Below are 18,805 nucleotides of genomic sequence, written 5' to 3'. Positions count from 1 at the left end.
TTATTCTGAAACCAAATTTCCAAGGAGTATGCTGCAATGGCTGCCAAGGACGTGAAATTCAATACCGACGCCCGGAACCGGATGCTGAAAGGCGTCAACATTCTGGCCGACGCCGTAAAAGTGACCCTGGGCCCCAAGGGCCGCAACGTGGTTATCGACAAATCCTTCGGCGCACCCCGCATCACCAAGGACGGTGTGTCGGTTGCCAAGGAAATCGAACTGGAAGACAAGTTCGAAAACATGGGCGCGCAGATGGTGAAAGAAGTCGCCAGCCGCACCAATGACGAAGCAGGCGACGGCACAACAACCGCGACTGTTCTGGCCCAGGCCATCATCAAGGAAGGCCTGAAATCGGTTGCCGCCGGGATGAACCCGATGGATCTGAAGCGCGGCATCGATCTGGCCGTGAGCAATGTTGTTGAAGCAATCCAGGCCGCCTCGCGCCCTGTCAACGACAGCGACGAAGTTGCCCAGGTTGGCACCATTTCCGCCAACGGCGAAAAAGAAATCGGCCGCCAGATCGCTGATGCGATGCAAAAAGTCGGCAACGAAGGTGTGATCACCGTCGAAGAAAACAAAGGCCTGGAAACCGAAACTGATGTTGTTGAAGGCATGCAGTTTGACCGCGGTTACCTGTCGCCCTATTTCGTGACCAACCCTGACAAGATGGTTGCAGATCTCGAAGACTGCATGATCCTGTTGCATGAGAAAAAGCTCAGCTCGCTTCAGCCAATGGTGCCGCTGCTGGAATCCGTTATCCAGTCGCAAAAGCCGCTGCTGATCATTGCCGAGGATGTTGAAGGCGAAGCCCTGGCAACCCTGGTTGTGAACAAGCTGCGTGGCGGTCTGAAAATCGCTGCGGTCAAGGCCCCCGGCTTTGGCGACCGTCGCAAGGCCATGTTGCAGGATATCGCCATTCTGACCGGTGGTCAGGTGATTTCCGAAGATCTGGGCATGAAGCTTGAATCCGTGACCATGGATATGCTGGGTTCGGCCAAGAAGGTTTCGATCACCAAGGACGAAACAACCATCGTTGATGGCGCTGGTGAAAAGGCCGAAATCGAAGCCCGCGTGGCCCAGATTCGCAACCAGATCGAAGAAACCACATCCGACTACGACCGTGAAAAGCTGCAAGAGCGCGTGGCCAAACTGGCCGGTGGTGTTGCCGTGATCCGCGTTGGCGGCATGACCGAAGTGGAAGTGAAAGAGCGTAAGGACCGTGTCGATGACGCGCTGAACGCAACACGCGCCGCGGTTCAGGAAGGTATCGTCGTTGGCGGCGGTGTTGCCCTGGTTCAGGCCGGCAAAAAGCTGGAAGGCCTGAAAGGCGAGAACAACGATCAGGACATCGGTATTGCCATCGTGCGCAAAGCACTGGAAGCACCCCTGCGCCAGATCGCCGAAAACTCGGGCGTTGACGGATCGGTTGTTGCGGGCAAGATCCGTGAATCCGATGATCTCAAATTCGGCTTTAACGCGCAGACCGAAGAATATGGCGACATGTTCAAGTTCGGCGTTATCGACCCGGCCAAAGTGGTGCGTCACGCATTGCAGGACGCCGCATCGATCGCTGGTCTGTTGATCACGACCGAAGCCATGATCGCCGACAAACCTTCGAAAGAAGGCCAGGGCGGCGGCGGTGGCATGCCCGACATGGGCGGCATGGGCGGCATGATGTAAGACGCGTTTCGCAAGAAACACGTCAGCATGGCCAAGGCCAACTGCACGACACGATCAGGGGCGTCCAATCGGGCGCCCCTTTTCATTTTGCGGGGGGCTTTCCACCCTTACGCCGGATCCGTCAGATCAAGCATAAGTGTCTGAACCGTTGCCGATCAGGGGCTGTCAGGGGGCGGCGACATGGCTATATGTGCCCCATGCGTACCATTCTTGCCCTTGTCCTGTTTTCCCTCCCCGCCGTGGCGCGGGGCGATTGTGTTGTGCTGCTCCATGGTCTTGCACGCTCTGAGGCATCAATGATCGTGATGGCCGAAGCGTTGGAGTATCAGGGCTTTGAAACCGTCAACACCGGCTATCCCTCAACCGATGACACGGTTGCCAGTCTGGTCAGCCAGACCATTCCTCAGGCGGTCGAACAATGCGGCGATCAGACCGTGCATTTCGTCACCCATTCCATGGGCGGCATTCTGGCGCGCGTCTGGCTGGCCGATCATCGCCCGGCGAAAATGGGCCGCGTGGTGATGATGGGTCCGCCAAACCACGGATCTGAATTGGTGGATTATTTTGGCGATCTTGAACCGTTTCAATGGCTCAACGGCCCGGCGGGATTGCAACTGGGCACCGGGGATGAGGATTTGCCCAATCGTCTGGGTCTGGCCAGTTTCGAATTGGGGGTGATTGCCGGAAACCGGTCGATGAATCCGGTGTATTCCAACATCATCCCCGGCCCCGATGATGGCAAAGTGTCGGTCGCCTCAACGGTGTTGCGCGGCATGAACGATCATATCGTTCTGCCCGTCACCCATACATTCATGATGATGAGCCCGGCTGTCATCCGGCAAACCATATCATTCCTGCGCACCGGCGCGTTCATCCACGAGGATGAATAAACCGGCTCAGGCCCCCGCCGGGCCGATCCAGCGGTTTACATGGCCCATCTTGCGCCCCGGCCGCGCCTCGGCCTTGCCGTAAAGATGTATCGCGTTCAACGGGTCGCGGGCCAGTTCGCCCACCTGATCCACCTCATCGCCCAACAGATTGGTCATCACGATGTCGCAATGGCGCCGCCCATCGCCCAGGGGCCAGCCGGCAACGGCGCGAATATGCTGTTCAAACTGATCGATGACACAGCCGTTTTGCGTCCAATGCCCCGAATTATGCACCCGCGGTGCGATTTCGTTCACCACCAGACCGCTGGGCGTGACGAACAATTCAACGCCCATCACCCCGACATAATCGAGCGCATTCAAAATACGCCCGGTCAGGATAATCGCATCGGTCACCTGACTGCGGCTTAGCTGGGCGGGAACGGTGGTGGTGTGCAAAATCCCATCGCGGTGCACATTCTGGCCGGGGTCAAAACAGGCCACATCGCCCGATGCACTGCGCGCCCCGATGACTGAAATTTCCTGGCTGAAATCCACGAAACCTTCCAATATCGCATCATCGCCCGCCATGGCGTCAAACGCCGTTGCGCCCTCGGCCCGGTCTGTGATCCGCGCCTGACCCTTGCCATCATACCCAAACCGTCGGGTTTTCAGGATCGCCGGTGCGCCGATTTCAATCAATGCGGCATCAAACGCCGCCCGGTTGGCCACATCGGCAAACGGGGCCGTGCGCAGGCCCAGACCATTCAGAAATTCTTTTTCGATCAACCGATCTTGCGACACGCGCAGCGCCTCGCGGCCCGGGCGGATTGGGCAATGTTGTTCTAACAGGTCCAGCGCGGATGTGGGGATGTTTTCAAATTCATAGGTGATCACATCCACCGCATCGGCAAAGGCGCGCAAGGCGGCGGTGTCATCGTAGGAGGCGGTGGTCAGATCGCCACACACCTCACCCGCCGGGGCCCCCGACGATGGTTCGTAAATGTGACAGCGCAAACCAAGACGCGCCGCCGCCAAGGCCAACATGCGGCCCAACTGACCGCCGCCCAAAATCCCGATCACATCACCGGGTTGCAACACTTTACTCATCCACAGGCTCCTCGGGAATTGATGCCGACAGCGCCGCGCGCCAGGCATCCAGCCGCGCCGCCAGTTCGGGATCGTGCAGCGCCAGAATACCGGCGGCCATCAGTCCGGCATTGGCCGCCCCCGCCGCGCCGATCGCCATGGTGGCCACGGGATAGCCACGCGGCATCTGAACGATAGAATAAAGTGAATCCACCCCGCTCAGCGCCTTGGTCTGGATCGGCACACCGATCACCGGCACCCGGGTTTTGCTGGCCATCATGCCGGGCAAATGCGCCGCCCCGCCGGCCCCGGCGATGATCACCTGCAATCCACGCTCTGCCGCGTCCTTGCCATAGGCCCACAATCGATCCGGCGTGCGGTGGGCCGATACGATTCGCGCCTCATAGGCCACACCCAGTTCATCCAACACCTCGCCCGCAAGGCGCATGGTTGGCCAATCCGATTGACTGCCCATGATGATGCCAACGCTCACGCCCATGATCTCTCCATCCCTCTCAAAGGGCGCACTATACCGACGTGCGGCCAAGGCGCAATCGCCCGGCTTTTCAAACGGGGCTTATCGTCGCCAAAGACCCGGTAATGAAATCCACATGCCATCTTGCTTGTGATCAAGGTTAGGTCCAGAATGCCCTATCCATAGGTCCAATGAAATGCCCATCGCCCCCGATACATTCTTCTTTGATCCCCGCGCCGAAGGCACGCTGCAAAAGCAGATACAGACCATGGTCGCGGCCGGAATCCTTTCGGGACGGTTTCGCCCCGGTGAACGGCTGCCGTCATCGCGGCAACTGGCCAAACATCTGGGCGTCAGCCGGATCACCGTGACACTGGCCTTTACCGAACTTCTGGCCGATGATTATCTGACCGCCAAAGGCAGATCGGGGTATTTCGTTTCCGAAAACGCGCCACAGCCTCATGATTTCACCCCCGCCCCCCGCATTGACAAGGTGGATTGGACCCGCGCTTTGGGGCAGCGGTTTAGCGGCGGGTCGGGCATGATCAAACCTGCCGACTGGCAAAAATATCGGTTTCCGTTCATCTATGGCCAAACCGACCCGACGCTGTTTGACCATGCCAATTGGCGCCAATGCGCCGTTCAGGCGTTGGGACAGCGGGATTTTGGCGCGCTGACTGCGGATTATTATGAATCCGACGATCCGAAACTGGTTGAATTCATCGCCCGCCATTCGTTGCCACGGCGCGGTATTCTGGCCGAACCCAATGAAATTCTGATCACCATGGGGGCACAGAACGCATTATGGCTGGCGGCACAGGTTCTTTTGACCCAACGCCGCCGCGCCGCGTTCGAAGATCCGTGTTATCCCGCGCTGCGCGATATCCTGCTGCAATCACGCTGTAATCTTCAGACGATTCCGGTGGATTGCGACGGGTTGGTGCCCGAACTGGTGCCGCCCGATACCAATGTTGTGTTTACCACGCCCAGCCATCAATGCCCCACCACCGCCACCATGCCCCTGGCGCGGCGGCGCGCGTTGTTGGAGCGTGCCGCCGCACACGACATGCTGATCGTCGAGGATGATTACGAGTTTGAGATGTCGTTCCTCAAATCCCCCTCGCCGGCGCTGAAATCACTCGATACCGATGGGCGGGTCATTTACGTGGGCAGCTTTTCCAAATCGCTGTTTCCGGGCCTGCGTCTGGGATATCTGGTGGGATCGGCGCCGTTTATCCGTGAGGCGCGCGCGCTGCGCTCAACCGTGTTGCGCCATGTGCCCGGTCATATCCAACGCACAACCGCGTATTTTCTCAGCCTGGGTCACTATGATGCGCAACTGCGCCGGATGGATCGCGCTTATCACGACCGCCGCCGCGAAATGGAATCCGCCATTGCCGAGGCGGGCCTTACGGTTGCCGGGCGGGGCAGCTTTGGGGGGTCATCCCTGTGGATGCGCGCGCCAGATCGGGTGGATATGGCCGAAATCGCGCAAACCCTGCGCGCCGAGTCTGTGTTGATTGAACCGGGTCATCCGTTTTTTGCCAGCCCGGACGGGCCGCGCAACTTTTACCGGCTGGCTTATTCCTCAATTCCCACACCGCAGATTCGCCCCGGCATCCTGCGCATCGCGCGCCATTTGCAGTCTTGAGCATCGGGTTTGGGCGCGGCACCCCGTCGTGGCGATGAAAGACTCGCTTTTTACCAAGATTACAGGTACACGTATTTCCAATGTGAATTATTGAGATGTTATGTCTCATTAATTTACACCTGGACCTATTCAGCCAGGGCATCTGGCCCTAACCTTGGGTCAGGATTGGATATAATGAGACAGGCAAACAGCCATAGGGGATAACCACCATGAAAATGACGACCGAAGAAGCCTTTGTCAAAGTGCTCCAGGCCCATGGCATTCGCCACGCCTTTGGGATTATCGGCTCGGCTATGATGCCGATTTCCGATCTGTTTCCCAAGGCGGGCATCACATTCTGGGATTGCGCCCATGAAATGACCGCCGGCATGATGGCCGATGGATACACCCGCGCCACCGGCGAAATGTCGATGATGATTGCGCAAAACGGCCCCGGCATCACCAACTTTGTCACCTCGGTCAAAACCGCTTATTGGAACCACACACCACTGTTGTTGGTGACACCTCAGGCGGCGAACAAGACCATCGGCCAGGGTGGGTTTCAGGAAATGGAACAGATGAACCTGTTCGCCGATTGTGTGGCCTATCAGGAAGAAGTGCGCGATCCGTCCCGCATTGCCGAGGTATTGAACCGCGTGATCATGCAGGCGATCCGCGCCTCTGGCCCCGCCCAGATCAACATTCCGCGCGATTTCTGGACACAAGTGGTCGATATCGAAATCCCCGAAGTCACCAGCTTTGAGCGCCCGTCGGGCGGCGAAGATGCGGTGAAAAAGGCGGCCGAACTGTTGTCATCCGCGAAATTCCCGGTGATCCTGAATGGCGCTGGCGTTGTTTTGGCCGACGGGATCAAGGCATCAATGGCCTTGGCCGAAAAACTGGATGCGCCGGTGTGCGTGGGTTATCAGCACAATGATGCCTTTCCCGGCTCGCACCCCCTGTTTGCCGGGCCCTTGGGCTATAACGGCAGCAAGGCCGGCATGGAGCTGATTTCAAAGGCCGATGTCGTGCTGGCGCTTGGCACCCGGTTGAACCCGTTTTCCACCTTGCCCGGCTATGGCATTGATTACTGGCCCAAGGACGCCAAAATCATTCAGGTCGATATCAACCCTGATCGCATTGGCCTGACCAAAAAGGTGACCGTGGGCATCATTGGCGATGCGAAAAAGGTTGCCGAAGGCATTTTGGCACAGCTGGACGACACCGCCGGTGACGCGGGCCGTGACGAGCGTAAGGCGCTGATCTCGCAAACCAAATCGGCTTGGGCACAGGAACTGACCAGCCTTGATCACGAACAGGACGATCCAGGCACAACCTGGAACGAACGCGCACGCAACCGCGAGCCGGAAAAAATGTCGCCCCGTCAGGCATGGCGCGCGATCCAATCGGCCCTGCCCAAAAACGCGATTGTCAGCTCTGACATTGGCAACAACTGTGCCATCGGCAACGCCTATCCTTCGTTCGAGGACAGCCGCAAATATCTGGCCCCCGGCCTGTTTGGCCCTTGCGGCTATGGCTTTCCGGCGATCCTGGGCGCGAAAATCGGCCAACCCGACGTGCCGGTTGTGGGCTTTGCCGGTGACGGTGCCTTTGGTATTTCGATGAACGAAATGGTATCGGTTGGGCGTGACGATTGGCCTGCCATCACCATGGTCATCTTCCGCAACTATCAGTGGGGCGCCGAAAAGCGTAACACCACCCTGTGGTTCGATGACAACTTTGTCGGTACCGAACTGGACACCAAAGTGTCCTATGCCGGGATCGCCAAGGCCTGTGGTCTGGAAGGCGTGCAAGTCACCGGCATGGACGAACTGACCGATGCGCTGGACAAAGCCATCAAGGCCCAGATGAACGACGGCAAAACCACCTTTATCGAGGTTCTTTTGAACCAGGAGTTGGGCGAACCGTTCCGCCGTGACGCGATGAAGAAACCCGTCGCCGTTGCCGGTATTGATGGCAAGGATATGGCCGCCGAATAAGCGCGCCACGAAAGACCGACCGCGCCCTGTCAACCGGGGCGCGGCCCACCGTTTGCCGTCGGGCCGACACCAGAAAGGAACACCCGCTGGTGTCATATTGGAGCCCCCAATTCCCCCTCGGTCACGGCCTATGCGCCCGAACCCAAAGGATGGCGGGTGTGACGGGGCTTATCCCATTGTTACTGAACGCATATTCCACGCCTGCCCCGTGTGTGATGGCCGATCTGGCGCCTGCGGCATCACGGATCCCGCTGTTGGGGTCAAACCTGCGCTCAAGAGCGTTTTCGATGGCCGGACCGGGCGAATGCATCGCAGGTGTTGCAAGCTATTTTCATCGCTGTCTTTATGCTGACTAATATCGCGTGAACCCACAGCCCATTCATAGAAAGGCCTAGCCATGGCAAAATCACCATTTTTGACCACAGTTGATGCCACCTGCCCGCCTGCCCTTCTTGAAATGGCGCGCGCTGCCGGTGCGCCGCGTGTGGCGATTGCCCGTGCCGGCGCCCCCTTGCCCATGCAAGCGGCCTATGAGGCGACGCAAGCAGGCATCATGCACCCGGTTTTCACCGGTGAACCCGACGCAATCCGCGCCGAGGCGGCCAAGCTGGATTGGGATATCTCATCCTTTCCCCTGATCGAAGCCACCGGCGAAGCCGAGGCAGGCAAGGCCGCCGCCGATGCCTGCGGACGGGGCGACGCCGATGTGTTGATGAAGGGCAATCTACATTCCGACACGTTCATGCGCGCCGCATTGGCCCGCGATGCGGGCCTGCGCACGGGCGCGCGATTGGTGCATATTTTCCACATCACCCATCCCAGCGGGACAGGATCACTCACCATTTCCGATGCCGCTGTCAACGTCAGCCCCAACATCGAAACCCGCCATGATGCCACCCGCGCTGTCGTCAATCTGTTGCACACCCTGGGCAATGCGCACCCGCGCGTCGCATTTCTCAGCGCGACGGAAAGCGTTCTGCCTGCTGTGCCATCCTCGGGCGAAGCGCGGGAATTGGCCGAATGGGCGCGCGAAAACATCGAGAATGCATCGTTTTCCGGCCCTCTTGCGCTGGATCTGATCCTGTCGCCGGAAAGTGCGGCGACCAAGGGCATGGCCGATGATCCGGTTGCCGGCCGCGCCGATGCAATCATCGTGCCCGATATCGTGTCGGGCAATGCGATCTTCAAATCCCTTGTTTATCTTTCGGGCGGGTGCGCTGCGGGCATCGTCATGGGCGCGTCGGTGCCGATCCTTCTGACCTCGCGCGCCGATCCACCCGCCGCGCGCCTGGCGTCGGCGGCATTGGCTGCAATCTGTCGCAGCGCAGGCACCCGTTGAACACCCTTGCCGCCCTGACCGATCTATCGCCACTACATCTGGCGATATTGGCCGGGCTTACATTTGTTGCCGGTCTTGTGCGGGGCTTTTCGGGTTTTGCCCTGTCGGCAATGGTCATGGCCAGCGCGATCATGATCTTGCCGCCGGTCGAATTGATCCCGGTCTGTTGGTGGCTTGAAATGACCGCTTCGCTTTTGATGGCGCGGGGCGGGTGGGCCGATGCCGATCGGGGCGTGACCACCGGCCTGGTGCTTGGCTCAACGGTGGGGGTGCCGCTGGGTCTGGCATTGACCACCAATGTCGATGTCGCCACCAGCAAACTGATCGCGCTGGTGCTGATCCTGGTTCTGGCCACCACCCAGTTGGCCAGATTGCGCATGGCATTTCTGGCCACGAAACCCGGCCTTTACGGATCGGGATTTTTGTCAGGCATCGCCACCGGATTGGCTGGTGTGGGCGGCATGGTCGTTGCGCTTTATGTTTTGTCCTCAAACAGTCCGGCGCGACAAATGCGTGGCAGTCTGGTGTTGTATCTGTTGCTGTCCTTGCTGATTTCGCTGGTGACGCTGCTTTGGTTCGGGGTGATGGACCGCACCGCAACCGCGCGTGGTCTTGCCCTTGCCCTGCCTGCCGCGCTAGGCGTGTTGGGTGGCCAATTGTTGTTCACCCCCCGGTTTGAACGATTTTACCGCCCGTTTTGTTTGTCTTTGCTCATGGCGCTTGCGTCTGTTGGGCTGATCCGTACCGTAATATGACCTGTCAAATGAAAGCCCCGATATGACCTTTCAACAGCCCAAAATCGATACATCCCCCAAGGTCAGCGACGAAGTGCGCCAAACCACCTGTTACATGTGCGCCTGTCGCTGCGGCATCAATGTCCATATGAAAGAGGGCAAGGTCGCCTATATCGAGGGCAACAAGGATCATCCGGTCAACAAGGGTGTGTTGTGCGCCAAAGGCTCGGCCGGGATCATGCAGCATCTGTCACCCGCCCGCCTGCGCGCGCCAATGAAACGGGTCGGCGAACGCGGCAGCGGCAAATTCGAAGAAATCTCGTGGGACGAGGCTTATGACATCGCGGTCAAATGGCTCAAACCGATCCGCGAAACTGCCCCTGAAAAGCTGGCGTTCTTTACCGGGCGCGATCAATCGCAAAGCTTCACCTCGTGGTGGGCACAGGCGTTTGGCACACCCAACTACGCGGCCCATGGCGGGTTCTGTTCGGTCAATATGGCGGCGGGCGGCATTTATACCATGGGTGGTGCGTTCTGGGAATTCGGGCAGCCCGATTGGGAGCGCACCAAACTGTTCATGCTGTTTGGCGTCGCCGAAGACCACGATTCAAACCCGATCAAGATGGGTCTGGGCAAACTGAAAAAGCGCGGTGCCAAAGTAATCGGCGTGAACCCGATCCGCAGTGGCTATAACGCCATTGCCGATGAATGGATCGGCATCACGCCGGGCACCGACGGGCTGTTCATCCTGTCACTGATCCATTGCCTGATGAAGGCCGGCAAGGTCGATCTGTCGTATCTGGCGCAATTCACCAATGCGCCGGTGTTGGTGAACGAAGACCCAAAATCGCCGGAATTCGGCCTGTTGCTGACGACCGAAGATGGCAAACACATGGTCATCGACCGGGCCACCGGCAAACCTGCGGCCTTCGATGCGCCGGGCGTTCAGCCCGATCTGGCCGGTGCGCGGCGCGTGGCGGGCATCACCCACCGCAGCGTGTTTCAACATATGGCCGACAAGTATCTGGTGGAGGACTATTCACCCGAAAAGATCGGCCCGAAAATCGGCCTGACTGCCAACCGGATTCACCGCATTGCCGCCGAACTGGCCCGCGTCGCCTTTGACGAAGCGATCGAGATCGATCAGCCCTGGACAGATTTCCGCGGCACAAAACATGAAAAAATGATCGGCCGTCCGGTGTCGTTCCACGCCATGCGCGGGATCAGCGCCCATTCCAACGGCTTTCAAACCTGCCGCGCCCTGCACCATCTGCAAATCATTCTGGGCAGCGTCGAAACACCCGGCGGTATGCGGTTCAAACCGCCCTATCCAAAACCGGCCACAGCGCATCCCAAACCCCATTGCAAGGTCACGCCGGGCCAACCACTTGATGGGCCGCACCTGGGCTTTACCCATGGCCCCGATGATCTGTGCCTGCGCGAAGATGGCAGCCCGGCACGCATCGACAAGGCGTTCACCTGGGAAAACCCGATGTCATCGCATGGCATGATGCATATGGTGATTTCCAACGCCCATGCCGGTGATCCGTATAAAATCGACACGCTGTTCATGTATATGGCCAACATGGCGTGGAATTCGTCGATGAACACCTCCGGCGTGATGAAAATGCTGACGGACAAGGATGAAACGGGCAATTATGTCATCCCGCACATCATCTATTCCGATGCCTACAGTTCAGAAATGGTCGCCTATTCCGATCTGATCCTGCCCGACACCACCTATCTGGAACGTCACGATTGCATCTCACTGCTCGATCGCCCGATTTGCGAGGCTGACGCCGCCGCCGATGCGATCCGCTGGCCCGTGGTCGAACCCGATCGCAACGTCAAAGGCTTCCAATCCGCCCTGTGCGATCTGGGCGCGCGGCTGAACCTGCCGGGCTTTGTCACCGAAACCGGGGAACAAAAGTTCAAGGATTACGCCGATTACATCGTCAACCACGAACGCCGCCCCGGTGTAGGCCCCTTGGCGGGTTGGCGGGTGGGCGATGGCGCAGCCGAGTCCACGCTCCAACACGGGCGCGGTGCGCCCAATGCTTCGCAACTTGATGAATATATCAAGAACGGCGGCTTTTGGGCCGAACATATCCCGCAAGAGGCGCAGTTTTACAAACCCTGGAACACCGCCTATCAGGATTGGGCGGTCAAGATCGGCCTCTATGACAAACCCACACCTTATCTCTTTACGCTCTATTCCGAACCTTTGCGGCGGTTCCAACTGGCCGCGATGGGCCACGGCACCCGCCAACCCCCCGAACATCTGCGTGAACGGATCAAAACCACGCTTGATCCGCTGCCGATCTGGTACGCCCCGCTGGAAGACGGCTATGTCGACCCGGTCGAATTCCCGATTCACGCGCTGACGCAGCGCCCGATGGCGATGTATCACTCCTGGGGCAGTCAAAACGCCTGGCTGCGGCAGATCCACGGCCACAACCCGCTTTATATCCCCACAAAACTTTGGGAGGCGCATAAATTTGCCGAAGGCGACTGGGCACGCGTCACTTCAACCCACGGCGAAATCACCGTGCCGGTGGCCCATATGGCCGCGCTGAACGAAAACACGATCTGGACCTGGAACGCCATCGGCAAACGCAAGGGCGCCTGGGCGCTGGAAGACGACGCGCCCGAGGCGACCAAGGGGTTTCTGCTCAACCATCTGATCCACGAACTTCTGCCGCCCAAGGGCGACGGGATGCGGTGGACCAACTCTGATCCGGTCACAGGACAGGCGGCGTGGTTCGATCTGCGGGTAAAAATCGAAAAGGTGCGCACCCCCACGCGCAGCTATCCCGACGTGCCCGCCCAATCCTCGCCGGTGGGCCGCGGCCCGGCCAATGTGACCCAAAAGATCGGGAATAGCTGATGACATACGCAGACTTCAAATCTTTGGATGCAAACAAAACCAAGGGGGCCGTGCATGACTGATCTTCCCGCAAGTACCCAGAAAAAGCTGGGATTGGTGATCGACCTTGATACATGTGTGGGCTGTCACGCCTGTGTCACCTCGTGCAAAGGCTGGAACACCGAAAACTATGGCGCGCCCTTGAGCGATAAAAACGCCTATGGGGCCGATCCTGTGGGCAGTTTTCTGAACCGGATTCACAGTTTCGAGGTTCAGCCAAAAACCGGCCCGGCGCAGACGATTCACTTTCCCAAATCCTGCCTGCATTGCGAAGACGCGCCATGCGTTACCGTCTGCCCCACCGGGGCCAGTTACAAGCGCGTCGAAGATGGCATTGTCTTGGTGAACGAGACCGATTGCATCGGCTGTGGCCTGTGTGCCTGGGCCTGCCCGTATGGGGCGCGTGAAATGGACCCGGTTGAAAAGGTGATGAAAAAATGCACCCTGTGCGTTGATCGGATCTATAACGAAAACCTCCCCGAGGAAGACCGTCAACCGGCCTGTGTGCGCACCTGCCCCGCGGGCGCGCGCCATTTCGGCGATCTGGGCGATCCGAACAGCGATGTGTCGATGCTGGTGGCTGAACGTGGTGGGTTTGATCTGATGCCCGAACAGGGCACGAAACCGGTCAACAAATACCTGCCTCCCCGCCCCAAGGATCAGGATATCGATGTCCTGGCACCGTTTCTTGAACCCGTGGCCGATTCACCCAAAGGGTTCCTCGGTTGGCTTGACAAAACGCTGGAGAAACTCTGATGCATCCCGCCGCTTCGATTATTGCATTCACCACCCTGTCGGGCATGGGTTTTGGCCTGCTGGCGTTTCTTGGCGTGGGCCTGCCCCGTGTCGAAGGTTTCAACGCCTTCATTTTCTTCGCTGTTGCTTTTGCGCTGGCTGCGGGCGGGTTGGTGTTTTCCACCTTTCACCTGGGCCATCCCGAACGCGCGCTCAAGGCGTTTACCCAATGGCGCACATCGTGGTTGTCGCGCGAAGGCTGGGCCTCTGTCATCACTTTGGGGGTGATGGGGCTGTTTGCCGCGGCGCTGATATTCTTTGGTCTGCGCATTGCGCCCCTGGGGTGGCTGGGCGCGCTGGCCTGTATTGCCACAGTGTATATCACGTCGATGATTTATGCCTCGATCAAAACCGTGCCACGCTGGGCGCATTGGTCAACCAACGCCATGTTCATCGGCTATTCCCTGTCGGGTGGCGCGCTGTTGTCAGGAGAGGTAAATGCCGCGATCATCCTGCTGGCCGCCACGGGGATTGGCCAATTTCTGGTCTGGCAGGCCGGTGATGCCCGCTTTGCCGCATCGGGCAGCACCGCGGAAACCGCCACGGGCCTCGGCCATATCGGCAAGGTGCGCCTGTTTGAGGCCCCCCATTCCGAAGGCAATTACCTGACCAAGGAAATGGTATTTGTAATCGCGCGCAAACACGCGATCAAACTGCGGATCATCGCGTTGGTTCTGGCGTTTGCGGCGCCGATTGTGATGTTGCTATTGCCGTTCAACCACATCGTGGCGGCGATCGCTGTCTTGTCTCATCTGTGCGGCGTGTTGGTCAGCCGTTGGTTGTTCTTTGCCGAGGCGGAACACACCGTATCGCTGTATTACGGCCGCCAAGCCGCCTAAGCGAACTGAGGGGCGCGCGCCGCCCCTCATCCGGCCTTATCGAATGCGCGCTTCGGTTTTGGTATCGAACAACAGCGCGCGCGCGGGGTCAAACCGCACCGCCACCTTTGATCCTGTGACCGAGCGTTCGTCACCGCGTTCTTCCACGATCATCCGCTCGCCGCTGCCCGACGCCAGATAAACATAAGAAACCCCGCCCAGCGCCTCGGTCAGCTCGACTGTGTGGGTGTCGCCGGGCACAATTTCGATATGTTCGGGGCGCACGCCCACGGTCACGTTTGTGCCCTCGGGGGGCACCTGCACCGGCAGGGTCAGCGCGGTTTGCAATGATGGCACCGAAACCGCGCGCCCCTCAGCCACGGTTGCGTTCAGAAAATTCATCGCCGGTGAGCCAATGAAACCGGCCACGAATTTATTGTCGGGGTCGCGGTATAATTCCAGCGGCGCGCCCACCTGTTCGATCCGCCCGGCACGCAGCACCACGATTTTATCGGCCAGGGTCATCGCCTCGACCTGATCATGGGTGACGTAAATCATCGTCGCGCCGATTTCCTTGTGCAGGCGGGCAATTTCCACCCGCATTTCCACTCGCAATTCGGCATCGAGATTGGACAGGGGTTCGTCAAACAAGAACACTTCGGGGCCACGCACGATAGCCCGGCCAATCGCCACACGTTGCCGTTGCCCCCCAGACAGGGCGGCCGGTTTACGTTTGAGATAATCGTCAAGCTTCAGAATGCGCGTCGCCTCGGCCACTTTGGCGTCGATCTCGGCCTTGGGATGGCCGTTCATCTTTAACCCGAATCCCATATTTTCGGCCACGGTCATATGGGGATACAAAGCGTAGGTCTGAAATACCATCGCCACGCCGCGCTCGGCCGGGTCTTCGCGGGTGACATCGCGAGCGCCGATATGCATCGCGCCTTGAGTCGTTTCCTCAAGCCCGGCAACCATGCGCAACAGGGTGGATTTGCCACAGCCCGACGGGCCGACAAACACGCAAAACTCACCATCCGCAATCTCAAGGTCGATCCCGTGGATCACCTGCACATCGCCGTAGCGTTTGATAACCTTGGAAAGCGTGACACCTGACATTCGGTCTATCCTGTTTTGGAAAATGGCTGTGAAATTCGGTCGGGAAACCGCCAGGCGGCCGCATCCCGGGCAATCAATATCGCAGTTTTGCGCAGGGCCGGGGCAAGGCTGGCCAAATCCTCAAGGCTGCGCCGCGCAGTGGTGGCAGTGACCGAAAGCGCGCCCAACACATGCCCGGCGTCCGACAGAATCGGCATCGCGACACAAATGATGCCCGGTTCATGTTCTTCGCGATCAAACGCATATCCGCGTGTGCGAATGGCCGCCAGTTCGGCGCGCAGGGCATCGGGGCCGGTCAGCGTGTGTTCGGTAAACGGATGAAACGATTGTTGCGCCAGAACCCCGCCAATATCGGATTCGGGCAGGAACGCCATCATCGCCTTGCCCACGCCAGTGCAATAGGCCGGGCCAACCTTGCCCGCCTGGGAATACATTTCAACTGGCACGGCGGCATTGCGTTTGTCGACATACAACACCTGCGCATGATCCAGCTGTGCCAGATGCACGGTTTCCGCCAGATCCGCGGACAAAGCATCAATATGCGGGCGGGCCACGGGGGCAAGAGATGTGGTTTGCCACGCCGCATGGGCCAGACGCACCAGTCGCACGCCCAACACATAGGCACCGCGATCCGGATCAAGCGCCAGCATGCCTTGCGAGGTCAGAGTTTGCAGCAACCGATACAGCGTTGCCTTGGGATAGGGGCTGTCGGCCAACACTTCGGAAAACCGCACCGGGCGGCCATACCCCGCCACCTGATCCAGAACATCCAACGCTTTGCCCACGGTTCCATCGCGCGCGGCCCCTTTGGCGGATTTCTCTGTCATATCGCGCCTCCTTGGTGTGTTGGGGCTGAACCCGTTTTTCACGCGTCCGGGTCGATGAGGTGAGATGTCTTGGATCGGCAAAGCGGCTGAGGAAACTGTTGACAAGCATAACCCCAGTGCTGTTATCATTTCAATATCTAAAACTAAGTTTCAAATAATGAAACAATATTGGGAGTATCTTATGGTGTCCACATTGAAAGCGTCGGTTACAGCGCTTGGCGTTTCGGCCATTATGGCGACAGGCGCGTTTGCCGATGCCCACACAGAAAAACTGTCGGGCGATCTGGTGATCTTTTCCGACATGTCCAACCCCGCCCCCCGCGCGGTGATGGAAGGCATGGTCGAACGGTTTGGCGACATGCACCCCGATCTGAACATCGAACTGACGGTGATCGACCGCGAGGCATACAAGACGCAGATCCGCAATTTCCTGACTGCCAATGCGCCCGATGTGGCCAACTGGTATGCCGCCAACCGGATGCTGCCCTATGTCGACGCCGGGCTGTTCGAAGATGTTTCTGACATCTGGGAGGGCCAGCTGAGCGAGGAATTGGCATCAACCAAGGGCGCCATGACCCTGAACGACAAACAATGGGGCGTGCCATATACCTATTACCAATGGGGCGTTTATTACCGCAAAGACATCTATGAAAAATACGACCTGAGCGAGCCACAGGATTGGGACACGTTGAAATCCAACTGCCAGACGCTGTTGGACAACGGCATCAAATGTTTCACCATCGGCACCAAATTCCTTTGGACCGCTGGCGGGTGGTTTGATTACCTGAACATGCGCACCAACGGCTATGATTTCCACGCCGCCCTGACCAATGGCCAGGAATCCTGGACCTCGGACGAGGTGCGCCAGACCTTTGCCAACTGGCGCGAACTGATCGATATGGGCGCATTCATCGACAACCATACCGCCTATAGCTGGCAAGAGGCGTTGCCATTCATGACCGGGGGCGATGCCGCCGCCTATTTGATGGGCAACTTCGCGGTCGCCCCCCTGCGCGAGGGCGGTTTGGACGATGACAAACTGGATTTCTTCCAGTTCCCCGCCATCAACCCCGATGTCGAATTGGCCGAAGACGCGCCAACCGACACATTCCACATCCCCAGCGGTGCCACCAACAAGGACAACGCCAAGGCGTTCCTGAAATGGGTCGTCTCGGCCGAAAACCAGACCCTGATCAATAGCGGCGATGCCTTGGGCCAATTGCCGGTGAACAACCAATCTTCGGTGGATGACGACAAGTTCCTGAAGGAAGGCTTTGCCATGCTGTCCTCCAACAGCCCCGGTGGTGTGGCACAGTTTTTTGACCGCGACGCCCCCGCCGAAATGGCCAAGGTCGCCATGGAAGGGTTTCAGGAATTCATGGTTCGTCCAGACAATCTGGACAAGATCCTTGAGCGGCTGGAGCGTGCGCGCGCGCGCATCTACTGATATCAAACCGGGGCGCTCTGTTTTTGGGGCGCCCCCTTTGCGCAAGGCACAAGATTTCAGCGCCAAACCGTACAACCGGTACCGTTTCGCGATGCGATCTCAATCGGATCAGGGGGATTCATGACAGACACGGCCCATTCCGGCACCGACACCCGATCCTGGTGGCAACGCAACCAGATCAGGGTGTCACCCTGGCTTTTCCTGGCTCCGGGTCTGATTTTCTTCGCGTTTTACGTGATCTTTCCGATCTTTCAATCCTTCCGCATCTCGCTGCTTGAATGGGATGGACTGGGCGCGCCCGAATATATCGGCCTGCAAAATTACGAAGAACTGTATTACGACGATGCCTTCTATACATCGTTGCGCAATAACTTTTTATGGCTACTGCTGTATCTTCTGGCAATTCCGGCGGGCCTGTTCATTGCCCTGTTTCTGAATCAGACGGTGACCGGAATCCGCCTGTATAAATCACTGTTTTTCTTTCCTTTCGTGATTTCACAGGTTGTTGTCGGGCTGGTGTTCACCTGGTTTTACGACCCCACTTTTGGGTTGTTAAACATCATGTTGGGTTGGGTCGGATTGGGGCCGATCAACGTGTTGGGCGATCCGACATATGTCACCTATGGCATCATTCTGGCCGGGCTTTGGCCGCAGACCGCCTATTGCATGATCCTGTATCTGACCGGCCTGAACGGCGTGAACCCCGAACAGATCGAGGCGGGGCGTCTGGACAATGCCAAAGGGTGGAAAATGCTGTGGTATATCATCATTCCACAGTTGAAACCGGCCACATTCATTGCCTTTGTCGTCACCATCATCGGCGCGCTGCGCAGTTTCGATCTGATCTCGATCATGACCAACGGTGGCCCGTTCGGCGAATCCCGGGTGCTGTCGTTTTACATGTTCGAAGTGGCGCTATCGGAATACGGGTTCCGCATGGGATATGGCGCGGCGATTGCCGTGGTGTTGTTTCTTATCATGCTGTTTTTCATCACCTATTTTCTGTGGTCGATGTACAAGGAGGAACGCGGCAGATGACGCGCGCACAGCTATTCCCGGGGTT

15 protein-coding genes are annotated in these 18,805 nt (G+C 58.5%); 11 read left to right on the top strand and 4 right to left on the bottom strand.

Going from position 1 to position 18,805, the window contains the following annotated elements; genetic code table 11:
• The first annotated feature begins 36 nt into the window (after positions 1–36).
• Together groL and C8265_RS13330 are read left to right on the top strand one after the other, a co-directional pair.
• Entirely contained in the window at positions 37–1,680 is a 1,644-nt protein-coding gene (gene groL / locus C8265_RS13335) for a chaperonin GroEL (RefSeq protein ID WP_108484507.1), read from the top strand.
• A gap of 197 nt (positions 1,681–1,877) precedes the next feature.
• Positions 1,878–2,570 (top strand): esterase/lipase family protein, encoded by a 693-nt coding sequence (locus C8265_RS13330; RefSeq protein WP_108484506.1) that lies wholly within the window; start codon positions 1,878–1,880, stop codon positions 2,568–2,570.
• Between the two features lie 6 nt (positions 2,571–2,576).
• Here C8265_RS13330 and C8265_RS13325 read toward each other — a convergent pair whose 3' ends face one another.
• Positions 2,577–3,656, bottom strand: a complete 1,080-nt coding sequence (locus tag C8265_RS13325; protein WP_108484505.1) for a 5-(carboxyamino)imidazole ribonucleotide synthase — start codon at positions 3,654–3,656, stop codon at positions 2,577–2,579.
• Complete coding sequence (gene purE / locus C8265_RS13320; protein ID WP_108484504.1) at positions 3,649–4,134, bottom strand: 5-(carboxyamino)imidazole ribonucleotide mutase; 486 nt, start codon at positions 4,132–4,134, stop codon at positions 3,649–3,651. Before purE ends, C8265_RS13325 begins: the two co-directional genes overlap by 8 nt.
• Positions 4,135–4,306: 172 nt before the next feature.
• On the opposite strand from purE, the gene pdxR reads away from it, so the two are divergent.
• From pdxR to C8265_RS13280, 7 genes are all read left to right on the top strand, one after another.
• Complete coding sequence (gene pdxR, locus C8265_RS13315; protein WP_108484503.1) at positions 4,307–5,761, top strand: MocR-like pyridoxine biosynthesis transcription factor PdxR; 1,455 nt, start codon at positions 4,307–4,309, stop codon at positions 5,759–5,761.
• A 209-nt stretch (positions 5,762–5,970) separates the two neighbouring features.
• On the top strand, positions 5,971–7,740 hold the full coding sequence (gene xsc / locus C8265_RS13310; protein ID WP_108484502.1) for a sulfoacetaldehyde acetyltransferase: 1,770 nt from the start codon (positions 5,971–5,973) through the stop codon (positions 7,738–7,740).
• Positions 7,741–8,137: 397 nt separating this feature from the next.
• On the top strand, positions 8,138–9,079 hold the full coding sequence (locus C8265_RS13300) for a phosphate acyltransferase (protein ID WP_108484500.1): 942 nt from the start codon (positions 8,138–8,140) through the stop codon (positions 9,077–9,079).
• Complete coding sequence (locus tag C8265_RS13295) at positions 9,076–9,834, top strand: TSUP family transporter (RefSeq protein ID WP_108484499.1); 759 nt, start codon at positions 9,076–9,078, stop codon at positions 9,832–9,834. The genes C8265_RS13300 and C8265_RS13295 overlap by 4 nt, the downstream gene beginning before the upstream one ends.
• A 22-nt stretch (positions 9,835–9,856) precedes the next feature.
• On the top strand, positions 9,857–12,700 hold the full coding sequence (locus tag C8265_RS13290; RefSeq protein ID WP_108484498.1) for a molybdopterin oxidoreductase family protein: 2,844 nt from the start codon (positions 9,857–9,859) through the stop codon (positions 12,698–12,700).
• 54 nt (positions 12,701–12,754) lie between these two features.
• The gene (locus C8265_RS13285; protein WP_108484497.1) at positions 12,755–13,495 is read left to right on the top strand and encodes a 4Fe-4S dicluster domain-containing protein; all 741 of its coding nucleotides are present in this window, start codon (positions 12,755–12,757) and stop codon (positions 13,493–13,495) included.
• Complete coding sequence (locus C8265_RS13280) at positions 13,495–14,373, top strand: dimethyl sulfoxide reductase anchor subunit family protein (protein ID WP_108484496.1); 879 nt, start codon at positions 13,495–13,497, stop codon at positions 14,371–14,373. The genes C8265_RS13285 and C8265_RS13280 overlap by 1 nt, the downstream gene beginning before the upstream one ends.
• Positions 14,374–14,409: 36 nt before the next feature.
• On the opposite strand, the gene C8265_RS13275 is transcribed toward C8265_RS13280, so the two are convergent.
• Both C8265_RS13275 and C8265_RS13270 read right to left on the bottom strand, forming a co-directional pair.
• The gene (locus C8265_RS13275) at positions 14,410–15,468 is read right to left on the bottom strand and encodes an ABC transporter ATP-binding protein (RefSeq protein ID WP_108484495.1); all 1,059 of its coding nucleotides are present in this window, start codon (positions 15,466–15,468) and stop codon (positions 14,410–14,412) included.
• Between the two features lie 5 nt (positions 15,469–15,473).
• Entirely contained in the window at positions 15,474–16,295 is an 822-nt protein-coding gene (locus C8265_RS13270; RefSeq protein WP_108484494.1) for an IclR family transcriptional regulator, read from the bottom strand.
• Positions 16,296–16,476: 181 nt separating this feature from the next.
• Here C8265_RS13270 and C8265_RS13265 point away from each other — a divergent pair, with 181 nt between their 5' ends.
• Both C8265_RS13265 and C8265_RS13260 read left to right on the top strand, forming a co-directional pair.
• Positions 16,477–17,742 (top strand): ABC transporter substrate-binding protein, encoded by a 1,266-nt coding sequence (locus C8265_RS13265; RefSeq protein ID WP_108484493.1) that lies wholly within the window; start codon positions 16,477–16,479, stop codon positions 17,740–17,742.
• A 120-nt stretch (positions 17,743–17,862) separates the two neighbouring features.
• Positions 17,863–18,780, top strand: coding sequence for a carbohydrate ABC transporter permease (locus C8265_RS13260; protein ID WP_108484492.1), 918 nt, complete (start codon positions 17,863–17,865; stop codon positions 18,778–18,780).
• Positions 18,781–18,805 lie beyond the last annotated feature (25 nt).

It is taken from the genome of Oceaniglobus ichthyenteri, from assembly GCF_003057885.1.
Lineage (GTDB): Bacteria > Pseudomonadota > Alphaproteobacteria > Rhodobacterales > Rhodobacteraceae > Oceaniglobus > Oceaniglobus ichthyenteri.
This window is presented reverse-complemented; position numbering and strand designations above follow the sequence as displayed.

Coding starts and splice junctions, on each gene's coding strand:
- C8265_RS13285 (WP_108484497.1), top strand. CDS start 12,755: ATGACTGATCTTCCCGCAAGTACCCAGAAAAAGCTGGGATTGGTGATC.
- C8265_RS13280 (WP_108484496.1), top strand. CDS start 13,495: ATGCATCCCGCCGCTTCGATTATTGCATTCACCACCCTGTCGGGCATG.
- C8265_RS13330 (WP_108484506.1), top strand. CDS start 1,878: ATGCGTACCATTCTTGCCCTTGTCCTGTTTTCCCTCCCCGCCGTGGCG.
- C8265_RS13265 (WP_108484493.1), top strand. CDS start 16,477: ATGGTGTCCACATTGAAAGCGTCGGTTACAGCGCTTGGCGTTTCGGCC.
- C8265_RS13300 (WP_108484500.1), top strand. CDS start 8,138: ATGGCAAAATCACCATTTTTGACCACAGTTGATGCCACCTGCCCGCCT.
- C8265_RS13260 (WP_108484492.1), top strand. CDS start 17,863: ATGACAGACACGGCCCATTCCGGCACCGACACCCGATCCTGGTGGCAA.
- xsc (WP_108484502.1), top strand. CDS start 5,971: ATGAAAATGACGACCGAAGAAGCCTTTGTCAAAGTGCTCCAGGCCCAT.
- groL (WP_108484507.1), top strand. CDS start 37: ATGGCTGCCAAGGACGTGAAATTCAATACCGACGCCCGGAACCGGATG.
- purE (WP_108484504.1), bottom strand. CDS start 4,134: ATGGGCGTGAGCGTTGGCATCATCATGGGCAGTCAATCGGATTGGCCA.
- pdxR (WP_108484503.1), top strand. CDS start 4,307: ATGCCCATCGCCCCCGATACATTCTTCTTTGATCCCCGCGCCGAAGGC.
- C8265_RS13270 (WP_108484494.1), bottom strand. CDS start 16,295: ATGACAGAGAAATCCGCCAAAGGGGCCGCGCGCGATGGAACCGTGGGC.
- C8265_RS13275 (WP_108484495.1), bottom strand. CDS start 15,468: ATGTCAGGTGTCACGCTTTCCAAGGTTATCAAACGCTACGGCGATGTG.
- C8265_RS13325 (WP_108484505.1), bottom strand. CDS start 3,656: ATGAGTAAAGTGTTGCAACCCGGTGATGTGATCGGGATTTTGGGCGGC.
- C8265_RS13290 (WP_108484498.1), top strand. CDS start 9,857: ATGACCTTTCAACAGCCCAAAATCGATACATCCCCCAAGGTCAGCGAC.